The organism is Myxococcus llanfairpwllgwyngyllgogerychwyrndrobwllllantysiliogogogochensis, assembly GCF_006636215.1.
Taxonomy (GTDB): Bacteria; Myxococcota; Myxococcia; order Myxococcales; family Myxococcaceae; genus Myxococcus; species Myxococcus llanfairpwllgwyngyllgogerychwyrndrobwllllantysiliogogogochensis.
In genome coordinates this window covers 45,296-67,395 of the sequence record NZ_VIFM01000010.1, presented here as the reverse complement: position 1 = coordinate 67,395, position 22,100 = coordinate 45,296, and the positions used below count along the sequence as shown (strand labels likewise).

Below are 22,100 nucleotides of genomic sequence, written 5' to 3'. Positions count from 1 at the left end.
GCCACCTCACGTGCCTGCTCAGCGCGAGGACTTCAGCGCGTCCCGCAGTCGCTCGGCCAGGGTTTGCACGCCGGGCTCACGCAGCAGTCCGTAGTGGTCTCCCTTCACCGGGTGACGCTCCAGTCCTTCACCGATGAGCGCGGACCAGCCGCCATCCGTGGGCAGCTCCGCGTCGTGCTCGGTGGCTTTGAACAGCACCGCGCGCGTGGACAGCGGCTTCGCCACGTAGCGACGCGCGGCACCCAGGTTCGCCTCGAACACCCGCAGCAGGGACTTCAGTTGTTCGGGGTCCGTTCCGGGAGGAAGGACTCCCGCTTGGGTGCCCGCCGCGAGCAGGTGCTCCAGGACCGCGTCCGGCTCCAGCGAAGCGAGCGCGCCGAAGTCGAGAGCGAGGTTCGTCAGCGACGCCCCGAGCAAATCTCTCGCGAACATGCCGACCACCTGCAACCGATCCAACTCCGACGGCTCCTGGGCCCGCGTCACGTCCGGGGCGTAGCTGTCGATGAGCGCGAGCAGCTCCACCTGCTCCCCCTGTGCGCGGAGCTGCTGCGTCATCTCGTAGGCGATGACGCCGCCGAGTGACCAGCCTCCCAACAGGTAGGGCCCCGAGGGTTGGACCTCACGCATCGCCGTCACGTAGGCCTGGGCCATCTCCTCGACGGTGCCTCGCGGTGCTGCTTCCCCGTTCACGCCCCGCGCCTGGAGGCCGATGAAGGGACGCTCCGCTCCGAGTCGACGGGCCAGTTCGGCGTAGGCGAGGACGTTGCCTCCCACGGGGTGCACGCAGAAGAACGGCGTCTTCCCGCCAGGGCGCGGGGCTCCGAAGGGCACCACGGTGGACGGGGTGAGAGGGGCGTTGTCGCTGAGCAGGACCGCGAGCTGCTCCACCGTGGGCGCCTGGAAGAGCGCGGCCAGCGGAACCGGGCGGCCCACCGCCTCGCTCACCTCCGCCATGAGGCGCACGGCCATCAGCGAGTGACCACCCAGTTCGAAGAAGTTGGCGCGGACTCCGACGGCGCGGACTCCGAGCACCTCTTCCCAGATGCGCACCAGCCGCAGCTCCAGAGGTGTCCTCGGCGGCAGCGCGGACTCCGTTCCGGACGCATCGACGGACGGTTCCGGCAGGGCCCTCGTGTCCACCTTGCCGTTGAGCGTCAGCGGCAGGGCGGGCAGGGCGACGAAGGCGGACGGCACCATGTACTCGGGCAGGCGCTGCTGGAGCCACGTTCTCAGCGTGGCCACATCCGGCGCGGGCGGCGTCGAGGCCACGATGTAGGCCACGAGCCTCTTGTCTCCCGCGCCATCGTCTCGCGTCACCACGACCGCGTCTCGCAGGGACGCGTGCTCGCGCAAGACCGCGGCGATCTCGCCGGGTTCGACCCGGAAGCCGCGCACCTTCACCTGGAAGTCCATGCGTCCGATGAACTCCATGCGGCCATCCGCGAGCCACCGGACCCGGTCTCCCGTGCGGTACATGCGTGCCTCGCTCGCCGTGCTGAACGGGTCCGCGAGGAAGCGCTCCGCCGTCAGCTCGGGACGCCCGAAGTAGCCTCGGGCCACCTGGGGGCCACCCACGTACAACTCGCCGGGCATCCCCACGGGGACGAGCCGCAGGCCCGCGTCCAGCACGTACAGGCGCGTCTGTCCCAAGGCCCGACCGAGCGGGACCTGCGCGGGGGCCTTGTCACCGGGCGGCAGCTCCACCCGCCCCGCGAGGACACCCACCGTCGTCTCCGTCGGCCCGTAGTGATTGAAGACCTCGCACTCCGGCGCGAGCGCGTGGACCTTCTCCAGCAGGGCCCACGACGACGACTCGCCGCCCAGCACCAGTCGCTTGCGGGGAAGGACACGTCGCGGCTCCGGCACCGTCAGCAACGCGGCCAGATGCGACGGGACGATCTTCACGCAGTCCACCGCGTGGCGCTGGAAGTACGCGGCCACTCCTTCCGGGCTTCGTGCCCGCTCCTGCGTCAACACGTGCAGCAGCCCACCCGTGACGAGCGCGGGGAACAGCACCGTGTTGCCCAGGTCCGCGGCGAAGGTGGAGACCATCGCGAAGCTCGAGCACTCGGTCAGCCGCAGCCGGTCGATGGCCGCGTGCACGTAGCTCATGAGCTGGCCGTGCGGCACCGCGACACCCTTGGGTCGACCCGTGCTGCCCGACGTGAAGAGCACGTAGGCCAGGTGCTCCAGGCCGACTTCGACTCCCGTCGCGTGGACAGGCTGGTTCGCGAGCACCGCCGCGTCCTCATCCATCCGCACGCACCGGACGTCGAGTCCGTCGAAGGCACCCGCGAGGCGCGCCTCCGTGATGACGATGGGCGCGGACACTTCTTCCACGAGGCCGCGAAGGCGCGCCGCGGGCTGCGACGGCTCCAGCGGAACGTAGGCCGCTCCCGCCTTGTGGACCGCGAGCAGCGCGGCGACCACCTCCACGCCACGCTCCAGGCACAGGGCCACGGGCACATCCGGCCCGGCACCCAACGCGCGCAGGTGGTGCGCGAGCTGATTGGCGCGTTGGTCGAGCTGACGGTAGCTCCACGCCTGGTCCTCGCAGCGAAGCGCGGGGGCTTCGGGAGTCCGCGCGGCCTGCTGCTCGAAGAGGCGATGGAAGGGATGCCCCGGCTGCACACTCGCTTCGACCGAGGGGGCGTCCAGGAGCAGTCGCTTCCGCTCGTCATCCGTGAGCAGCGAGAGCGTGGCCAGCGGGGCATCCGGCGTGGCGAGCGCGCGCTCCAGCAGGTGCTGGAAGTGGTGCATGAGGCGCTCGGCGGTGGCCGGCTCGAACAGGTCGGTGCTGAAGACGAGACCGCCCTGGTAGCCGTCGGTCGCTCGGACCATGTGGAGATTGAGCTCGAACTTGGTCGAGCTGTGCTCCACGTCCACGTTCTTGAGCGTCAGGTCCGACAGCGCGACTTCGGGAGTCGGTGCGTTCTGGAGCACGAACATGGCCTGGAACAGGGGCGTGCGGCCCAGATCCCGCGCGGGCTGGAGTTCTTCCACCAGTCGCTCGAACGGGAGGTCCTGGTGCTCATAGGCGCCCAGTGTCGTGTCGCGCACCTGGGCCAGCAGACCTCGGAAGGTCAGCTCCGGCGTGAAGCGCGCGCGCAGCGCCAGGGTGTTGATGAAGACACCCAGCATGCCCTCGGTCTGTGCATGTCGACGGCCCGCGATGGGCGAACCGACCACCACGTCGTCCTGTCCCGAGTACCGCTGGAGCAGGGCCTGGAACGCGGCCAGGAGCAGCATGAAGGGCGTGACCTTCTCGCGGCGGGTCGCCGCGTCCACCGCGTCGCTCAGCGCGGGAGACAGTCGCAGGGACGCCAGTCCGCCATGGGACGAGAGCGCGGCCGGACGAGGCTTGTCCGTGGGCAGCTCCAGCGCGGGGGCGGCGCCATCGAGGTGACGCTTCCACCACCCGAGCTGCTCACTCAAGGCCTCACCCTTGAGCCAGCCTCGCTGCCACACCGCGTAGTCGGCGTACTGCACCGGCAGCTCCGGCAAGGGCGACGGCGCTCCTCGCTGGAAGGCCTCGTAGAGCTGGGTCAGCTCACGCACCAGCACGCCCATGGACCAGCCGTCCGAGACGATGTGGTGCATGCACACGAGCAGGACGTGCTCCGTCGGCGTGACGTGCAGCACGGTGACTCGCAGCAGGGGACCCGCGGCCAGGTCGAACGGACGGAGCGCGTCCTCCGTGGAGAGGCGGAGCACTTCGGCCTCACGTTGCTCGGGAGGCAGCTTCGTCAGGTCCACCGCGTGGAACGGCGGAGTCGCCGTCGCATGGATGACCTGTCGCGGCTCGCCGCCCTCCATCGTGAAGGTCGTGCGCAGTGACTCGTGACGCTGGACCAGCGCGTCGAAGGCACGCTGGAGCGACGTCAGGTTCACCGTGCCCAGGAGCTTGAGCGCCCAGGGGATGTTGTAGTGCGCCTGTCCGGGCTGGAGCTGGTCCAGGAACCACAGGCGCTGCTGCGCGAAGGACAGCGGGAGCGCGCCTCCTCGCGGCACGGGCACCAGCGGCGGCAGCACCGCGAGCCCTCGTTCCATGGACAGCCCCCGCTGGAGATGCTCCGCGAGCCCCGCCAGCGTGGGGGACTCGAAGAGTGTACGGACGCCCAGCTCCAGGCCCAGCTCCGCGCGGATGCGCGCCACCAGTCGGGTGGCCATCAGCGAGTGGCCGCCCAGTTCGAAGAAGCTGTCGTGACGGCCCACGCGGGGGACCTGGAGCAGCTCCGTCCACAGCTCCGCCAGTCTCGACTCGAACGGGGTCGCGGGCGGCTCGTGCGCCCTCCCCATGTCGAAGCCAGACGCGTCCGGCACTGGCAGGGCCTTGCGGTCCACCTTGCCGTGCGTCGTCTGCGGGAGCGCGGACAGGTACATGACGTGCGCGGGCACCATGTACTCAGGCAGCCGTTGCCGTAGCCACGCTCTCGGCTCCTCACCGGTGAGGGCCTTGCCGTCGGCCGTGACGACGTAGGCCACCAGGCGCTTGTCGCCGGGCACATCCTCCCGGACGACGACGGCCACCTCGCGCACCTCGGGATGCGCGCGCAGGGCGGATTCGACTTCACCCAGCTCGATGCGGAAGCCACGCACCTTCACCTGGAGGTCGATGCGTCCCAGGAAACGGAGCGCGCCGTCCTGCGTCCAGCACACGCGGTCTCCCGTGCGATAGAGGCGCTCTCCCGGCGTGGTGGCGAAGGGATGCGGAACGAAGCGCTCGGCGGTGAGCGCCGGACGTCCCTGGTAGCCTCGCGCGAGGCCCGGGCCTCCGATGAACAGCTCACCGGGCACGCCCACGGGGACGGGCCGCAGCGACGCATCCAGGACGTAGACCTGGGTGTTCGGAATGGGCCGGCCAATGGGGACGGAGTCGCCCAGGGGCTCGCCCGGTGGCAGCGCCTGTTGCGTCGTCACCACGGTGACTTCCGTGGGGCCATACGCGTTGGTGAGCGCAAGCCCTCGCGCCAATCGCTCGCGAGCCCTGGGGACGGGAAGCACGTCGCCACCCACCCACAGCCGGGGCAGTCGGGACAGGGCCTCCGGCTCATGCTGTTGCATGACGTCGAAGAGGGCGGTGGCCAGCAGCGCGGTGGTGACGTGGTGCTCGTCGATGACGCGGGCCAGCTCCGTCACCTCCGGTGTCACCGGCGGGTACACGGCGAGCCGCGCCCCCGTGAGCAGCGCGCTCCAGATCTCCAGCGCCGTCGGGTCGAACGTCAGCGGAGCCACCTGGAGGATGACCTCGCCCGGCTCGCGAGACGCGAAGCCCATACCGGAGACGAGGCGCAGCACGCCCCGGTGGGTGATGGCCACGCCCTTGGGCGTTCCCGTGGAGCCCGACGTGTACGTGACGTACGCGAGACTGTCCGAAGCCAGCGGCACGGAGAGTGGCTCCGCGGACTGGCTCGCGATGCGTCCCCCGTCGGTATCGAGCGCCACCACGGGCCAGGCACCCGAGGGCAGCACGCCCTGGACCGCGCCCACGGTGAGGATACCTGCGACGCTGGAGTCCTCGAGCATGAAGGCGATGCGCCGTGACGGATGGCTCGCATCGAGCGGGACGTAGCAGCCACCAGCCTTGAGGATGCCCAGCAGGGCCACGTACAGCTCCAGGCTCCGCGGAATGCACACGGCGAGGCGGGGCTCCTGCCCCAAGCCCAGGGACAGCAAGTGTCGAGCGAGCTGGTTCGAGCGCGCGTCGAGTTCCGCGTAGGTGAGGTGCTGGCCCTCGAACTGAATGGCGATTGCCTCGGGCGTGCGCCGGACCTGCTCAGAGAACTGCTGGGGCAGGGTGGCTTCGGACGAGTAGTCCGCGCGCGTGTCATTCCATTCGACGAGGACGCGCTGGCGTTCGGTCTCCGTCATCAGCGACAGGGAGGAGATCGGCGCATCGGCTTCGGCGACGGCCGCTTCCAGCAGGCGCAGCAGGTGGGCCCCCAGTCGCTCGATGGTGGAGTGCTCGAACAGCTCCTTCTTGTAGGCCAGTCCTCCGCTGTAGCCCTCCGGCGTTCGGGTCAGGGCCAGCTCCAGTTCGAAGCGACTCACGGAGTGTTCCACGTCCACGCTTCGCAGCGTCAGCTCCGGCAGTGCCACCTCCGCGTCTGGCGTGTTCTGCAGGGCGAAGAGGGCCTGGAACAGCGGCGTACGGCTCAAGTCACGCGTCGGCTGAAGCTCCTCCACCAGTCGCTCGAAGGGGATGTCCTGGTGCTCGTAGGCCCCGAGCGTCATGTCGCGGACCTGGGCCAGCAGGCCCCGGAACGTGAGGTCCGGCGTGAAGCGGGCGCGCAGCACCAGGGTGTTGACGAAGAAGCCAATGAGGCCCTCCGTCCGGGCATGGTGGCGACCCGCGATGGGCGAGCCGATGAGGATGTCGTCCTGCCCCGAGTACCGGTGCAGCAAGGTCTGGAACCCAGCCAGCAACAGCATGAAGGGAGTGACGCGCTCACGTTGAGCGAGGGCCTCAAGCGCGTTGCTGAGCGCGGGTGACAGGCTCAGGGGGATGCTGGCGCCCTGGTGCGAGAGCACCGCCGGGCGAGGCTTGTCGGTGAGCAGGTCCAGCATGCCCGGGGCACCCGAGAGCCGGCCCTTCCACCAGTCGAGCTGCGTCTGGAGCGTCGCGCCCTGGAGCCAGTCGCGCTGCCAGAGGGAGTAGTCCGCGTACTGAATCGGCAGCTCCGGCAGGGGCGACGGGAGGCCCTGGCGGAACGATTCGTAGAGCTGGACCAGCTCGCGCACCAGCACCGTCTGAGACCAGCCGTCGGAGATGGCGTGGTGCATGCACAAGAGCAGCACGTGCTCGTTCGGCTCCAGCACCAGCAACGTGGTGCGCATGAGCGGCCCCGAGGCGAGGTCGAACGGAAGGCTCGCATCTTCCATCGCGAGCCGCGTCGTCTCTTCTGCCCGCTGTTCGGCGGACCGGCTCGTGAGGTCCACCATCCGGAGGTTTCCGGGCAGGGCGGGGTGGATGACCTGATGAGGCTCGCCTTCCACCGCGCGGAAAGTGGTGCGCAGCGACGCGTGGCGGCGCACCAGTTCGTCGACGGCCTGCTGGAACGCGGTGGGTTCCAGGCGCCCGGACAGGCGCAGCGCCACCGGTATGTTGTAGACCGACGTGCCCGGCTGGAGCTGATCCAGGAACCACAGGCGCTGCTGCGCGAAGGACAGGGGCACGATGCCCTGGCCGCGAGGCTTTCCCAGCTCCGGCAGGGAGCTGCTCGACGTCGCGCTGGTGAGGCGCTCCGCGAGCCCCGCCAGCGTGGGGGACTCGAAGAAGGCTCGCAGTCCCAGCTCCACGCTGAACTCGTCGCGGATGCGCGCCACCAGTCGGGTCGCCATCAGCGAGTGGCCGCCGAGTTCGAAGAAGCTGTCGTGACGGCCCACCGTGGGGACTCGCAGCAACTCGCGCCACAGCTCCGCCAGTCGCTCCTCCATGGGCGTCGCGGGCGGCTCGTGCGGACTCCCTGTGTCGAAGCCAGACGCGTCCGGAACCGGCAGGGCCTTGCGGTCCACCTTGCCGTGAGTCGTCTGCGGCAGGGCGGACAGGTACATGACGTGCGCGGGCACCATGTACTCGGGCAGCCGTTGCCGCAGCCACGCCTTGGGGTCCTCGCTAGTGGGAGCGTTGCCGTCGGTGGTGGCGACGTAGGCCACCAGGCGCTTGTCGCCGGGCACGTCCTCCCGAATGACGACGGCCACCTCGCGCACCTCAGGATGCGCGCGGAGGGAGGACTCGATTTCACCCAGCTCGATGCGGAAGCCGCGCAACTTCACCTGGAGGTCGATGCGTCCGAGGAAGCGGAGCACACCGTCCTGCGTCCAGCACACGCGATCTCCCGTGCGATAGAGGCGCTCGCCGGGCGTGGTGGAGAAGGGATGCGGCACGAAGCGCTCGGCGGTGAGCGCGGGACGTCCCTGGTAGCCACGTGCCAGGCCCGGGCCTCCGATGAACAGCTCGCCGGGCACGCCCACCGGGACGGGCCGCAGCGAGGCGTCGAGGACGTAGACCTGGGTGTTCGGAATGGGGCGGCCAATGGGGACGGAGTCGCCCAGGGGCATGCCCGGTGACAGCACCTGCAGCGTCGCCGCCACGGTCGCTTCCGTGGGGCCGTACGCGTTGATGAGCGCAAGCCCTCGCGCCAGCCGCTCGCGAGCCGTGGGGACGGGCAGCACGTCGCCTCCCACCAACAGCCGAGGCAGTCGGGACAGGGCCTCCGGCTCGTGCCGCTGCATGACGTCGAAGAGGGCCGTGGCGAGCACCGCGGAGGTGACGTGGTGCTGGTCGATGACGCGGGCCAGCTCCGCCACCTCCGGTGTCCCCGGCGGGTACACGGCGAGCCGCGCTCCCGTGAGCAGCGCGCTCCAGATCTCCAGTGCTGAGGGGTCGAACGTCAGCGGAGTCACCTGGAGGATGACCTCGCCGGGCTCGCGAGACGAGACACCCATGCCGGCGATGAGCCGCTGCACGCCCCGGTGGGTGATGGCCACGCCCTTGGGCATGCCGGTGGAGCCCGACGTGTACGTGACGTACGCGAGGTTGTCCGAGCCGAGCGGTACGGAGAGCGGAGCCTCGGATTGGCTCGTGATGCGCACCTCATCGGTGTCGAGCGCCACCACGGGCCAAGGCCCGGGGGGAATCACGCCCTGGACGGAGCTCACGGTGAGGACACCAGCGACGCTGGAGTCCTCGAGCATGAAGGCAATGCGCCGTGACGGATGGCTCGCATCGAGCGGGACGTAGCAGCCACCAGCCTTGAGGATGCCCAGCAGGGCCACGTACAGCTCCAGGCTCCGCGGAATGCACACGGCGAGACGCGGCTCCTGCCCCAAGCCCAGGGACAGCAAGTGTCGAGCGAGCTGATTCGAGCGGGCGTCGAGCTCCGCGTAGGTGAGGTGCTGGCCCTCGAACTGGAGGGCGATGGCCTCGGGCGTACGCCGGACCTGCTCAGAGAACAGCAGGGGCAGGGTGGCTTCGGACGGGTAGTCCGCGCGGGTGTCATTCCACTCGACGAGGACTCGCTGGCGTTCGGCCTCCGTCATCAGCGACAGGGAGGAGAGCGGCGCGTCCGCTTCGGCGACGGCCGCTTCCAGCAGGCGCAGCAGGTGCGCCCCCAGTCGTTCGATGGTGGAGCGCTCGAACAGGTCCGTCTTGAAGGCCAGTCCTCCGCTGTAGCCCTCCGGCGTTCGGGTCAGGGCCAGCTCCAGCTCGAAGCGACTGACGGTGTATTCCACCTCCACGCTTCGCAGCGTCAGCTCCGGCAGCGCCATCTCCGCGTCTGGCGTGTTCTGGAGGGCGAAGAGGGCCTGGAACAGCGGGGTGCGGCTCAAGTCACGCGTCGGCTGAAGCTCCTCCACCAGCCGCTCGAAGGGGATGTCCTGGTGCTCGTAGGCCCCGAGCGTCATGTCGCGGACCTGGGCCAGCAGGCCCCGGAACGTGAGGTCCGGAGCGAAGCGGGCGCGCAGCACCAGCGTGTTGACGAAGAAGCCGATGAGGCCCTCCGTCCGGGCATGGTGGCGCCCCGCGATGGGCGATCCGATGAGGATGTCGTCCTGCCCCGAGTACCGGTGCAGCAAGGTCTGGAATCCGGCCAGCAACAGCATGAAGGGCGTGACGCGCTCACGTTGAGCGAGGGCCTCCAGTGCGTTGCTGAGCGCGGGTGACAGGCTCAGGGGGATGCTGGCGCCCTGGTGCGAGAGCACCGCCGGGCGAGGCTTGTCGGTGAGCAGGTCCAGCATGCCCGGGGCACCCGAGAGCCGGCCCTTCCACCAGTCGAGCTGCGTCTGGAGCGTCTCACCCTGGAGCCAGTCGCGCTGCCAGAGGGAGTAGTCCGCGTACTGAATCGGCAGCTCCGGCAGGGGCGACGGGAGGCCCTGGCGGAACGATTCGTAGAGCTGGACCAGTTCGCGCACCAGCACCGCCTGGGACCAGCCGTCGGAGATGGTGTGGTGCATGCACAAGAGCAGCACGTGCTCGTTCGGCTCCAGCACCAGCAACGTGGTGCGCATGAGCGGCCCCGAGGCGAGGTCGAACGGAAGGCTCGCATCCTCCATCGCGAGCCGCGTTGTCTCTTCGGCCCGTTGTTCGGCGGACCGGCTTGTGAGGTCCACCACCCGGAGGTTTCCGGGCAGGGCGGGGTGGATGACTTGATGAGGCTCGCCTTCCACCGCGAGGAGCGTGGTGCGCAGGGACTCATGGCGGCGCACCAGTTCGTCCACGGCTCGTTCGAACGCGGTGTGCTCCAGGCGCCCGGACAGGCGCAGCGCCACGGGCATGTTGTAGAGCGACGTACCCGGCTGGAGCTGGTCCAGGAACCACAGACGCTGCTGCGCGAAGGACAGGGGCACGGGGCCTTGTCCACGACGCCGTCCCAGCTCCGGCAGGGAGTTGCTCGACGTCGCGCTGGTGAGGCGCTCCGCGAGCCCCGCCAGCGTGGGGGCCTCGAAGAAGGCTCGTAGTCCCAGCTCCACGCTGAACTCGTCGCGGACGCGCGCCACCAACCGCGTGGCCATCAGCGAGTGGCCACCCAGCTCGAAGAAGTTGTCGCGACGGCCCACCGTGGGGACTCGCAACAACTCGCGCCACAGCTCCGCCAGTCGCTCCTCCATGGGCGTCGCGGGCGGCTCGTGCGCCCGGGTGACGCGGTGGAGGTTCGCATCCGGCGCGGGCAGGGCCTTGCGGTCCACCTTGCCGTTGGGCGTGAGCGGCAACACGGCGAGCGGCACGAAGGCCGCCGGCATCATGTACGCGGGCAGCCGCCGATGGAGCTGGTCATGCAAGGCCAGCACGTCCAGCTCCGGCACCGCGTCCTGCGTCGCCCCGGAGGGCACCACGTACGCCACCAGGCGCTTGTCGCCGGGGACGTCCTCACGCACCTGCGCCACCGCGTCCCGCACCTCGGGGACCGCGCGGAGCGCCGCTTCGATTTCACCCAGCTCGATGCGGACTCCGCGCAGCTTCACCTGCGTGTCGCCTCGACCGAGGTACTCCAGGCCCCCGTCCCGCTTCCAGCGGGCCTTGTCGCCCGTGCGGTAGAGCCGTTCGCCCTGGCCGAAGGGATTGGGGGTGAAGCGATCCGCCGTCAGGTCCGCGCGTCCGAGGTAGCCGCGCGCGACGCCCTCGCCACCGATGTACAGCTCGCCCACCACGCCCGTCGGTGTGGGCTCGAAGGCACTGTCGAGCACGTACGTCGTCACGTTCGTCAGCGGTCGACCGATGGGCACTTCCCGCGCGCCCTCGTCGTTGCTCACCGCCATCAGGTCCACCGCCGTGGCCACCGCCGTCACCTCGGTCAACCCGTAGGTGTTCCGCAGGGGAATGGTCGTACCCGCGCCGCGCCGCCATGCGGCCAATCGCTCGGGGGCCGCGCGCTCACCGCCAATCACCACCCACTTGAGTTGCTTCGGCAGACGGGCGCGGCCCTCCTCCAGGCTCGCGGTGATTTCGTGCCAGAACGCCGTGGGCAGGTTGAGCTGCGTCACACCCGCCGCCTCGCACTTCGCGAGGAACACCGCCGGCGCGTCCAACATGTCCGGCGTGCGCAGCACCAGCGTCCCGCCTCGCGTGAGGCAGGGATAGATCTCCTCCGCGCTCGTGTCCCAACTGATGGACGCGAACTGAAGCATCCGGTCGCCCGGCTCCACGGGATAGGTCTTCCACGCCGCCCGCGTGAAGTTCACCAACGAGCGGTGTTGCACCACCACGCCCTTGGGGCGCCCCGTCGAGCCGGACGTGTACAGCACGTACGCCGCCGCCTCCGGAGGCACGTCCACCGTGAGCGCCGCCACGGCACCCTCGCGAGGCACGGTGTCCACGTCCAGCCAGTCGCGCCCGGCCAGGTCTCCCAGCTTCTCGCGCGCCGGTCCGCGCGACACCACGACGCGCGCGCCGCTGTCCTCCAACATGAAGGCCAGTCGCTCCGCCGGGTACTCCGGGTCCAACGGCACGTAGGCGCCACCGGCCTTGAGCACACCGAGCAGCGACACCAGCAACTCCACCGAGCGCTCCATGCACACGGCGACGCGCGTCTCCAGGCCGACACCCAGCTTGCGCAGGCGCCGCGCAAGCCGCGTGGCCCGGGCCTCCAACTCGCGATAGGTGACGGAGTCCTCGCCCGACACCACCGCCACCGCGTCGGGAGTCCTGGCCACCTGCGCCTCGATGAGCGCGTGGATGCGCGCATCGGCGGGCAGCTCCTCGCGCTCGCCCGTCCACTCCAGGAGCAGCTGCTGGCGCTCCTCCGGTGACAGCAACGGCAGCTCCGACAGCGGCGTCTCCGGCTGCGCGACGATGGCTCGCAGCAACATCAGGAAGTGCAGGGAGAAGCGCTCCAGCGTCGCGGGCTCGTAGAGGTCGGTGCTGTAGCTGAAGGCACCGTTGAATCCCTCGGGGGTTCGGGTCAGGTCCAGCCCCAGCTCGACCAGGGCGAGGCCCGTTTCGTCAAGGTCGGCCGGAGACACGGACAGCTCCGGCAGGACGATCTCCGGCAGCGGCGCGTTCTGGAGCGTGAACATGGCCTGGAACAACGGGGTGCGGCTCGCGTCGCGCCGCGGCTGGAGCTCCTCGACCATCTTCTCGAAGGGAACGCCCTGGTACTCGTACGCACCCAGCGTCCTGTCGCGCAGCTGCGCCAACAGTTCGCGGAAGCCCTGCTTCGGGCCGAAGCGCGCGCGCAGCACCAGCGTGTTCACGAAGAAGCCAATCAGCCCCTCCGTGTCCCCCTGGTTGCGGTTGGCGATGGGCGAGCCGACGAGGATGTCATCCTGCCCCGAGTACCGGTGGAGCAACGTCTGGAACGCGGCCAGCAGCACCATGAAGGGCGAGGCGCCTTCCTTGTGCGCCAGCGCCTCCACGGCCTGGGAGAGATTCAGCGGAAGGCGCACATCGACGAGGGCGCCCCGGTGACTGAATACCGCCGGACGCGGCTTGTCCGTGGGCATGTCCAGCGCGAAGGGCGCTCCTTCCAACTGCTGCTTCCACCAGCCGACCTGCTCCGTGAGCGTGTCGTCTCGCAACCATGAGCGCTGCCAGACGGCGTAGTCAGCGTACTGGATGGACAGCTCCGGAAGCGGCGACGGGAGCCCTCGACGGAAGGCCTCGTACAGCGCCGTCATCTCGCGCACGAACACGCCGAGCGACCAGCCGTCCGACACGATGTGGTGCACGTGGAGGACCAGGATGTGCTCCTGGGGCCGGAGCTTCAGCAACAGCGTCCGCAGCAACGGGCCGCGTGCCAGGTCGAACGGACGACGGGCCTCTTCGTTCACCAGCCGGTAGGCCTCCGCGGTGCGCAGGTCCTCCGGGTCCATGTCCGACAGGTCCACCTTCTGAACGGGCACGAAGGTCGCGGGGCTGATCTTCTGGACGGGCTGGCCCGCCTCGGAACGGAACGTGGTGCGCAGCGACTCGTGGCGCCGGACCAGCTCGTCGAAGGTTTGACGGAGGGCGCGCTCATCCAGCGTGCCTTCCAGGCGCAGGGGGAGCGGGCTGTTGTACAGCGTGGACCCCGGCTCGAGCTGGTCAATGAACCACAGGCGTTGCTGGGCGAACGACAGCGGCAGGTCGTCCGTGCGCGGGACGCGCGTGAGGGCGGGGGCCTTCACCTTCGTGGCCGAACCGAGCTTCGCCGCCAGCTCCGCCACCGTGGGTGCGCTGAACAGCCTGGCCAGCGGAAGCTCCACGCCCAGCGCGGCGCGGATGCGCGACACCACCTGCGTCGCCATGAGCGAGTGGCCGCCCAGCTCGAAGAAGTTGTCGTGGCGGCCCACGGTGTCGCGATGCAGGACTTCCGCCCAGATGGTTGCGAGCTGGGCCTCCAGCGGGCTTCGCGGTGCCGCATCCTCCGGTGTCGTCGTCACGGACGTCTCCGGAACCGGCAGGGCCTTGCGGTCCACCTTGCCGTGCGTCGTCTGCGGGAGCGCGGACAGGTACATGACGTGCGCGGGCACCATGTACTCGGGCAGCCGTTGCCGCAGCCACGCCTTGGGGTCCTCGCCGGTGGGAGCGTTGCCGTCGGTGGTGGCGACGTAGGCCACCAGGCGCTTGTCGCCGGGCACATCCTCCCGAATGACGACGGCCACCTCGCGCACCTCGGGATGCGCGCGCAGGGAGGACTCGATTTCACCCAGCTCGATGCGGAAGCCGCGCAACTTCACCTGGAGGTCGATGCGTCCGAGGAAGCGGAGCACACCGTCCTGCGTCCAGCACACGCGATCTCCCGTGCGATAGAGGCGCTCGCCGGGCGTGGTGGAGAAGGGATGCGGAACGAAGCGCTCGGCGGTGAGCGCGGGACGTCCCTGGTACCCCCGCGCGAGGCCCGGGCCACCGATGAACAGCTCGCCGGGCACGCCCACCGGGACAGGCCGCAGCGAGGCGTCGAGGACGTAGACCTGGGTGTTCGGAATGGGGCGGCCGATGGGGATGGAGTCGCCCAGGGGCTCGCCCGGTGACAGCACCTGCAGCGTCGTCACCACGGTGGCCTCCGTGGGGCCGTATACGTTGGTGAGCGAGAGCCCTCGCGCCAGCCGCTCGCGAGCCGTGGGGACGGGCAGCACGTCGCCTCCCACCCACAGCCGGGGCAGTCGGGACAGGGCCTCCGGTTCATGCCGCTGCATGACGTCGAAGAGGGCGCTGGCGAGCTGCGCGGTGGTGACGTGGTGCTCGTCGATGACGCGGGCCAGCTCCGTCACCTCCGGCGTCCCCGGCGGATACACGGCGAGCCGCGCTCCCGAAAGCAGCGCGCTCCAGATCTCCTGCGCTGAAGGGTCGAACGTCAGCGGAATCACCTGGAGGATGACCTCGCCAGGCTCACGAGACGCGAAGCCCGCGCCGAAGATGAGTCGCAGCACGCCCCGATGGGTGATGGCCACGCCCTTGGGTGTGCCGGTGGAGCCCGACGTGTACGTGACGTACGCGAGGTTGTCCGAGCAGATCGGTACGGAGAGCGGCTCCGAGGACCGACTCGCGATGAGGGGAGAGTCGGTGTCGAGCACCACCACGGGCCAGGGCCCGGAGGGAATCACGCCCTGGACCGAGCTCACGGTGAGGACACCGGCGACGTTGGAGTCCTCGAGCATGAAGGCGATGCGCCGCGACGGATGGCTCGCATCGAGCGGGACGTAGCAGCCGCCGGCCTTGAGGATGCCGAGCAGCGCCACGTAGAGCTCCAGGCCGCGCGGAATGCATACGGCGAGGCGCGGCTCCTGCCCCAAGCCCAGGGACAGCAAGTGTCGAGCGAGCTGGTTCGAGCGCGCGTCGAGTTCCGCATAGGTGAGGTGCTGGCCCTCGAACTGGAGGGCGATGGCCTCGGGCGTGCGCCGGACCTGCTCGGAGAACAGCAGGGGCAGGGTGGCCTCGGACGGGTAGTCCGCGCGCGTGTCATTCCATTCGACGAGGACTCGCCGGCGTTCGGCCTCGGTCATCAGCGACAGGGTGGAGAGCGGCGCGTCCGCGTCGGCGACGGCCGCTTCCAGCAGGCGCAGCAGGTGCGCCACGAAGCGCTCGGCGGTGGAGCGCTCGAACAGCTCCGTGTTGAAGGACAGGATTCCGCTGTAGCCCTCCGTCGTTCGGGTCAGGGCCAACTCCAGCTCGAAGCGACTGGCGGTGTGTTCCACGTCCACGCTTCGCAGCGTCAGCTCGGGCAGTGCCATCTCCGCGGTCGGCATGTTCTGGAGGGCGAAGAGGGCCTGGAACAGCGGAGTGCGGCTCAAGTCACGCGTCGGCTGAAGCTCCTCCACCAGCCGCTCGAAGGGGATGTCCTGGTGTTCGTAGGCCCCGAGCGTCATGTCGCGGACCTGGGCCAGCAGGCCCCGGAAAGTGAGGTCCGGATCGAAGCGGGCGCGCAGCACCAGCGTGTTGACGAAGAAGCCGATGAGGCCCTCCGTCCGGGCGTGGTGGCGCCCCGCGATGGGCGAGCCGATGAGGATGTCGTCCTGCCCTGAGTACCGGTGCAGCAAGGTCTGGAACCCGGCCAGCAACAGCATGAAGGGCGTGACGCGTTCACGCTGAGCCAGGGCCTCCAGCGCGTTGCTGAGCGCGGGTGACAGGCTCAGGGGGATGCTGGCGCCCTGGTGCGAGAGCACCGCCGGGCGAGGCTTGTCGGTGAGCAGGTCCAGCATGCCCGGGGCACCCGAGAGCCGGCCCTTCCACCAGTCGAGCTGCGTCTGGAGCGTCGCGCCCTGGAGCCAGTCGCGCTGCCAGAGGGAATAGTCCGCGTACTGAATCGGCAGCTCCGGCAGCGGTGACGGAAGGCCCTGGCGGAAAGCCTCGTAGAGCTGGACCAGCTCGCGCACCAGCACCGTCTGGGACCAGCCGTCGGAGATGGTGTGGTGCATGCACAAGAGCAGCACGCGCTCGTTCGGTTCCAGCACGAGCAACGTGGTGCGCATGAGGGGACCCGAGGTGAGGTCGAACGGAAGGCTCGCGTCCTCCATCGCGAGCCGCGTCGTCTCTTCCGCTCGCCGCTCGGCGGACCGGCCTGAGAGGTCCACCACCCGGAGGTTTCCGGGCAGGGCGGGGTGGATGACCTGATGAGGCTCGCCTTCCACCACGCGGAACGTGGTGCGCAGGGACTCGTGGCGGCGCACCAGTTCGTCCACGGCCTGCTGGAACGCGGTGTGCTCCAGACGTCCGGACAGGCGCAGCGCCACGGGCATGTTGTAGAGCGCCATGCCCGGCTGGAGCTGATCCAGGAACCACAGACGCTGCTGCGCGAAGGAGAGTGGGAGTCGTCCCGTGCGGTCCACACGAACCAGGGGCGGTTGCTCCCCGCTCGGGCTCGTGCCCTGGGATCGGGCATCCAGACGCGCCGCGAGCGCGGCCACGGTGGGTGCCTCGAACAGCGTGCGCAGGGGCAGCTCCAGGCCCAGCGCGCCCCGGACGCGGACGACCACCTGCGTGGCGAGCAGCGAGTGGCCGCCCATCTCGAAGAAGCCGTCGTGAATTCCGATGCGCTCGATGCCGAGCACCTGCGCGAAGAGCGTGGCAAGCGTTTCCTCCAGCGGTGTCCGGGGCGCCACGTACCTGCCGGGCTGCGCGACGGGCGCATCAGGAGCGGGCAGAGCCTTTCGGTCCACCTTGCCGCTAGGAGACAGCGGCAGCACGCCCAGGTGCGTGAAGGCCGACGGAACCATGTACTCGGGCAGGCGCGGCTGGAGATGGGTCTTCAGCAGTTCCGCCGTCAACGGCTCCGCGTCTCCCGTGACGTAGGCGACGAGGCGCTGGTCGCCGGGGACGTCCTCGCGGACGAGGACGACGGCGTCGCGGACGGAGGGGTGTGAAAGGAGAGCTGCCTCGATGTCACCCAGCTCGATGCGGAAGCCGCGCAGCTTGACCTGGAAGTCGGAGCGGCCGAGGTACTCGAGAGTGCCGTCCGGCAGCCAGCGAGCGACGTCACCGGTGCGGTAGAGGCGGGCCTCGGGAGCGTCGGAGAAGGCGTCGGGGAGGAAGCGCTCGGCGGTGAGCTGGGGCCTGCGCCAGTAGCCGAGGCCGACCTGGACGCCGCCGATGAAGAGCTCACCAGGGACGCCGATGGGAGTGGGCTGGCCGAGGGAGTCGAGGACGTAGAGGCGGGTGTTGGCGACGGGCCTGCCGATGGGGACGGAGGAGCGGGAGGAGCCGCGAGCGCAGTGGAAGAAGGAGACGTCGACGGCGGCCTCGGTGGGGCCGTAGAGGTTGTGGACTTCCGCGGAGGCGGGCAGGCGCGAGTGGGCGCGAGCCACCAACTCCGAGGAGAGAGCCTCACCACTGCACACGACGCGGCGCAGTCCCGAGAGCTTCTCGAGTCCCGGCTCCTCCAGGAAGGCGCGGAGCATGGAGGGGACGAAGTGCAGGGTGGAGATGCGCTGCTCGGAGATGAGGCGGACGAGGTAGGCGGGGTCCTGGTGTCCGCCAGGCTTCGCGAGGACAAGGCGAGCGCCCGTCATGAGGGGCCAGAAGAACTCCCAGACGGAGACGTCGAAGGAGAAGGGAGTCTTCTGAAGGACGGAGTCGGAGTCGGACAGGCCGTACTGCTGCTGCATCCACAGGAGGCGGTTGACGATGCCGGAGTGGGCATTCATGGCGCCCTTGGGGCGGCCGGTGGAGCCCGAGGTGAAGATGACGTAGGCGAGAGAGTCTGTGCCAGCCAGGGGCGAGGGAGTCGTCGAGGGCTGACGAGAGACAGCGGTCGCGTCGGAGTCCAGGCACAGCACGCGAGAAGCGTGAGGAGGCAGGACGGACTTGAGGTGCTCGTGGGTGACGAGGACGGGTGCGTCCGCGTCCTCCAGCATTCCGGCGAGGCGCTCACGGGGGTAGGCCGGGTCCAGGGGGACGTAGGCGGCGCCGGACTTGAGGACGGCGAGGAGCGCGACGACGAGGTCCAGGGAGCGCTCCAGGCAGACACCGACGAGGACGCCGGGACGAGCACCGAGAGAGCGCAGGTGCCAGGCGAGCTGGTTGGCGCGAGAGTCGAGCTGGGAGAAGGAGAGGGAGGAGTCCTCGAAGCGGACGGCCTCCGCGTTGGGAGAACGAAGGACCTGGGCCTCGATGAGCGAGTGCAGGGACACATCGCGCGGGTAGGACTCCGTGCGGCCCTGGAACTCCACCAGCACCTGTCGCCGCTCCTCCTCGCCCATCAGCGGGAGGCGCTGCACCGGCAGGTCCGGTGAGGCCACCACGGTGCGCGCGAGCACGTTGAGGTGCTCGATGAGGCGCTCCATCGTGGCGTCATCGAAGAGCTTCGCGGCGTACTCGAAGCGGCAGGCGAGTTCGCCCTGTCCCTCGACGACTTCCAGGCTCAGGTCGAACTTCGACGTCCCCGTGGCGACGTCGAGCTGGCTCAGCTTGAGCGTCTGATGCGTGGTCTCCGCCGGAGGCGTGTTGATGACGTTGAGGACGACCTGGAAGACCGGCGTGCGGCTCTGGTCTCGTGGCGTCTGGAGCACTTCAATCAGTCGCTCGAAGGGCGCGTCCTGGCGAGAGAAGGCCCCCAGCGACTGCTTCTTCACGCGGCCCAATAGCTCGCGGAAGGTCGGCGTCCCTGTGAGCTGGGAGCGCATGGCGAGGGTGTTGACGAAGCAGCCGATAAGGCCCTCCGTCTCCGGCTGCGTGCGGCCCGCGATGGGGATGCCGATGGCGAAGTCGTCCTGTCCCGCGTGGCGGCCCAGCAACGCCTGGTACAGCGCCAGCATCACCATGAACGACGTCGCGCCTTCCTTGCGGCCCAGGGCGAGCAGGGGCTCCGTCACCTCGCGACTCAGCACGAAGCGCAGGCTGCCACCGTCGTAGGACTGCACCGCCGGACGCGGCCGGTCCACGGGCAGCTCCAGCGCGGGTACTCCAATGAGCTGGTCCTTCCACCAGCGAATCTGTCCGTCGAGGACCGCGCCCTCCAGCCACTCCCGCTGCCAGACCGCGTAGTCCGCGTACTGCACGGGCAGCTCGGGCAAGGGGTTGGGGATGCCCGCGCTGAAGCACGCGTAGAGCACCGACATCTCTCTCGCGAGCACCAGCGAGCACCACGCATCCGAGATGGCGTGGTGCATGACCATGTTGAGGACGTGGTCCTGCGGCCCCATGCGCAGCAACACCGCGCGGATGACCGGACCCTGCTCCAGGTCGAACGTCCGCGCGCCGTTCTCCTGGCAGCGGCGCATCAGCTCGGCCTCGCGCTCCTCGGGGGTCGCCCCAGCCACTTCCTCCAGCGGCATGGGCAGGCCACCCTTGGGGTGGATGATCTGCACCGCTCCGTTCTCGGTGAGCTGGTACGTGGTCCGCATCACCTCGTGACGCTGCACCAACGTGTTCAGCGCGGCCTGGAGCGCGTCGGTGTCCAGCGGACCGACGAGCCGGAAGCTGGAGCTGTTGTTGTACGCGGTGCTCGTCGGGTCGAGCTGCTGCAGGTACCACAGGCGCTGCTGCGCGAAGGACAGCGGCAACGGCCTGTCGCGCCGTGCCCTCGGAATCCCCGTGGGCGCGGTGGGCACCGTGGCCGCACGGGGCGCGGGGCTCTCGGTCTTCGCGGGTGGCGCCTTGGCCACGGGGGCAGGGGGCTTGGGTACGGAGACCTGGACATTCTCCACGCGTCCATCCGCGCGCAGTCGCGCATGGCGACCCGTGCGGAACACCTGGGACGCGCCTCCCATGGGGTGGGCCACCAGACGACGGCGCTCCTCCTCTTCGGAGCGCCACAGTCCGGAGGGCAGGCCCGCGCCTTCCAGCGCCAGCTCTCCGACGACTCCCACGGGCACGGGGTGGCCCGCGCCGTCGAGAATCCACGGACGGAGGCCCGCGGGGATGCGCTCCTCGGGGCCTCGGGGAACCAGCGCGCCTTCTCGTGCGCCGCCCGCGAGCAAAACCTGGAGTCCCGAGCTCTGATGCAGCGTCGTGGCCAGCTCAGGGGATGCCCCATCGAGCACCAGGGCTCCCACGGGCCCTAGGGCCTCACGGGAACCGGGCAGCTCGGTCAGCGTGCGCGCAAGGCGCGCGGACGTGTGCAGGAGGACCTGGCCTGACTGCCGTGCCAGCTCCAGCACCTCGCCTACGCCCTGGTCGCCTTCCACCAGGACCTGCTCGTGGCGCGTGGCGGCCTCTTGCTCCAGGCGGTCTCGGATGGCGGAGAGCTTCTCGAGTCCCTTGAGCACCACGGGCGTCTCGAGCCCGAAGTCGATGAGCGCGGCGATCTCATCCACGTCCGCCACCCTCACGTCGAGCAGGCGCTTGAAGCCGCTCTCCACCGTGCCGATGAGGCCCGTGCCCTTCGCGTGATGCTCGAAGGTGTGCTCCAGGAGGGTGTTGATGTCCTCCTCGGAAACCTTGTCGATTTCACCCTGGTGCCCCTGGGCCGCGAGCAGCGTGGCGGTGATCTCCGCCGAGCTGCGGAAGTAGCCCAGCAGCGGCTTGCGAACCGTGCGAAGGACTTCCTGTTCATCGTCGCCGATGAAGGCGTGCAGCATCACCGTGACGTGGCCTCGGCCCGGGTGGCCGTTGCGACGCCACGCCTCCCGGTAGAGGGCGACCCGCTGCTTCAGCTCGTCGATGGACAGCGCGAGCAGACCGGTGAGCACGCCCGCGCCCACCTCGCCGGCCAGTCGGAATGTCTCCGGATTGCCCACGGCCGTGAGCCAGACGGGCAGCTCCTTCTGCACGGGCTTCGGACGCAGCCCCACCTCCACCGTCACGCCACCACCACCCAGCCGCTTCATCTTCTCGCCCCGCCACAGGGAGCGCAGGGTCGCCAGGTGCGTCATCAGGATGTTGCGGCGGTCCTCGAAGTTGGCCGGAGCGAACGAGAAGTCCGCCACGTGCCAGCCCGTGGCCACCGAGAGGCCCACTCGCCCGCCGGAGAGGTTGTCCACGACGGACCACTGCTCGGCGACCTGCATGGGGTCATGCAGCGGCAGCACCACGCTGCCGGAGCGCAACTGCAGGCGTTTGGTGATGGTGGCCAGCGCCGCGGCGACGACCGCCGGCTGCGGGTAGAGACCGCCGAACGAGTGGAAGTGCCGCTCGGGCGTCCAGACGGCCGAGAAGCCATGGGCATCCGCGAACTTCGCGCCCTCGACGAGCAGCTCGTACTTGGGACCCGTCATCGAGTCCTCATCGTTGGCGAAGTAGATGAGGCTCATGTCCATCGCCTGGGTGCGAGGACCGCCGCCTTGCAGTCGCACCAGTCGCGCGGAGACCTGCTCGGAGGGGAACGCCACGCGCAGACCGCGCGAGAGCGCCCACAACACCTCCAGCTCCGGACGCTCCGCCGACGTGTCGACCGCCGCGAGCCACGTGCCGCCTTCCGACGGACGCAGGCGCTCATCCAGCGCGGTGAACAGCTCCGCCAGGGAGTGATGGTCCAACGTCCACGCCGGCTGGCCCGCGCCCGAAGGCAACAGCCAGGCCGCCGCATCCGCGCGGGCTCCACGTGCGCCCGTGCTCGCGGGCACCGAGGCATCGAGGAGATCCTCGAGGTAGAGCGTGCGCGCGGCATCGAGCTTCGAGGAGGTGACGACCCCTCGCCAGGTGATGAGCAGGGGCGTTGCCGCGCCCTGGGGCGCATAGGCCGCAAGCCCACCCAGGTCCGTGGCGCCGAGGGCCACCACCGCGCCTCCGGCTTCGAGGACACCCCAGA

General features: G+C 69.7%; 1 protein-coding gene (cut by a window edge). It reads right to left on the bottom strand.

Features of this window, described 5'->3' with window-relative positions:
• Positions 1-18: 18 nt before the first annotated feature.
• Positions 19-22,100, bottom strand: partial view of a non-ribosomal peptide synthase/polyketide synthase gene (locus tag FJV41_RS04155; protein ID WP_141641092.1) — the end only. 24,529 nt of this gene lie beyond the right edge of the window; 22,082 of the gene's 46,611 nt are visible here — the last part of the coding sequence; its start codon lies beyond the right edge, outside the window; it ends in the stop codon at positions 19-21.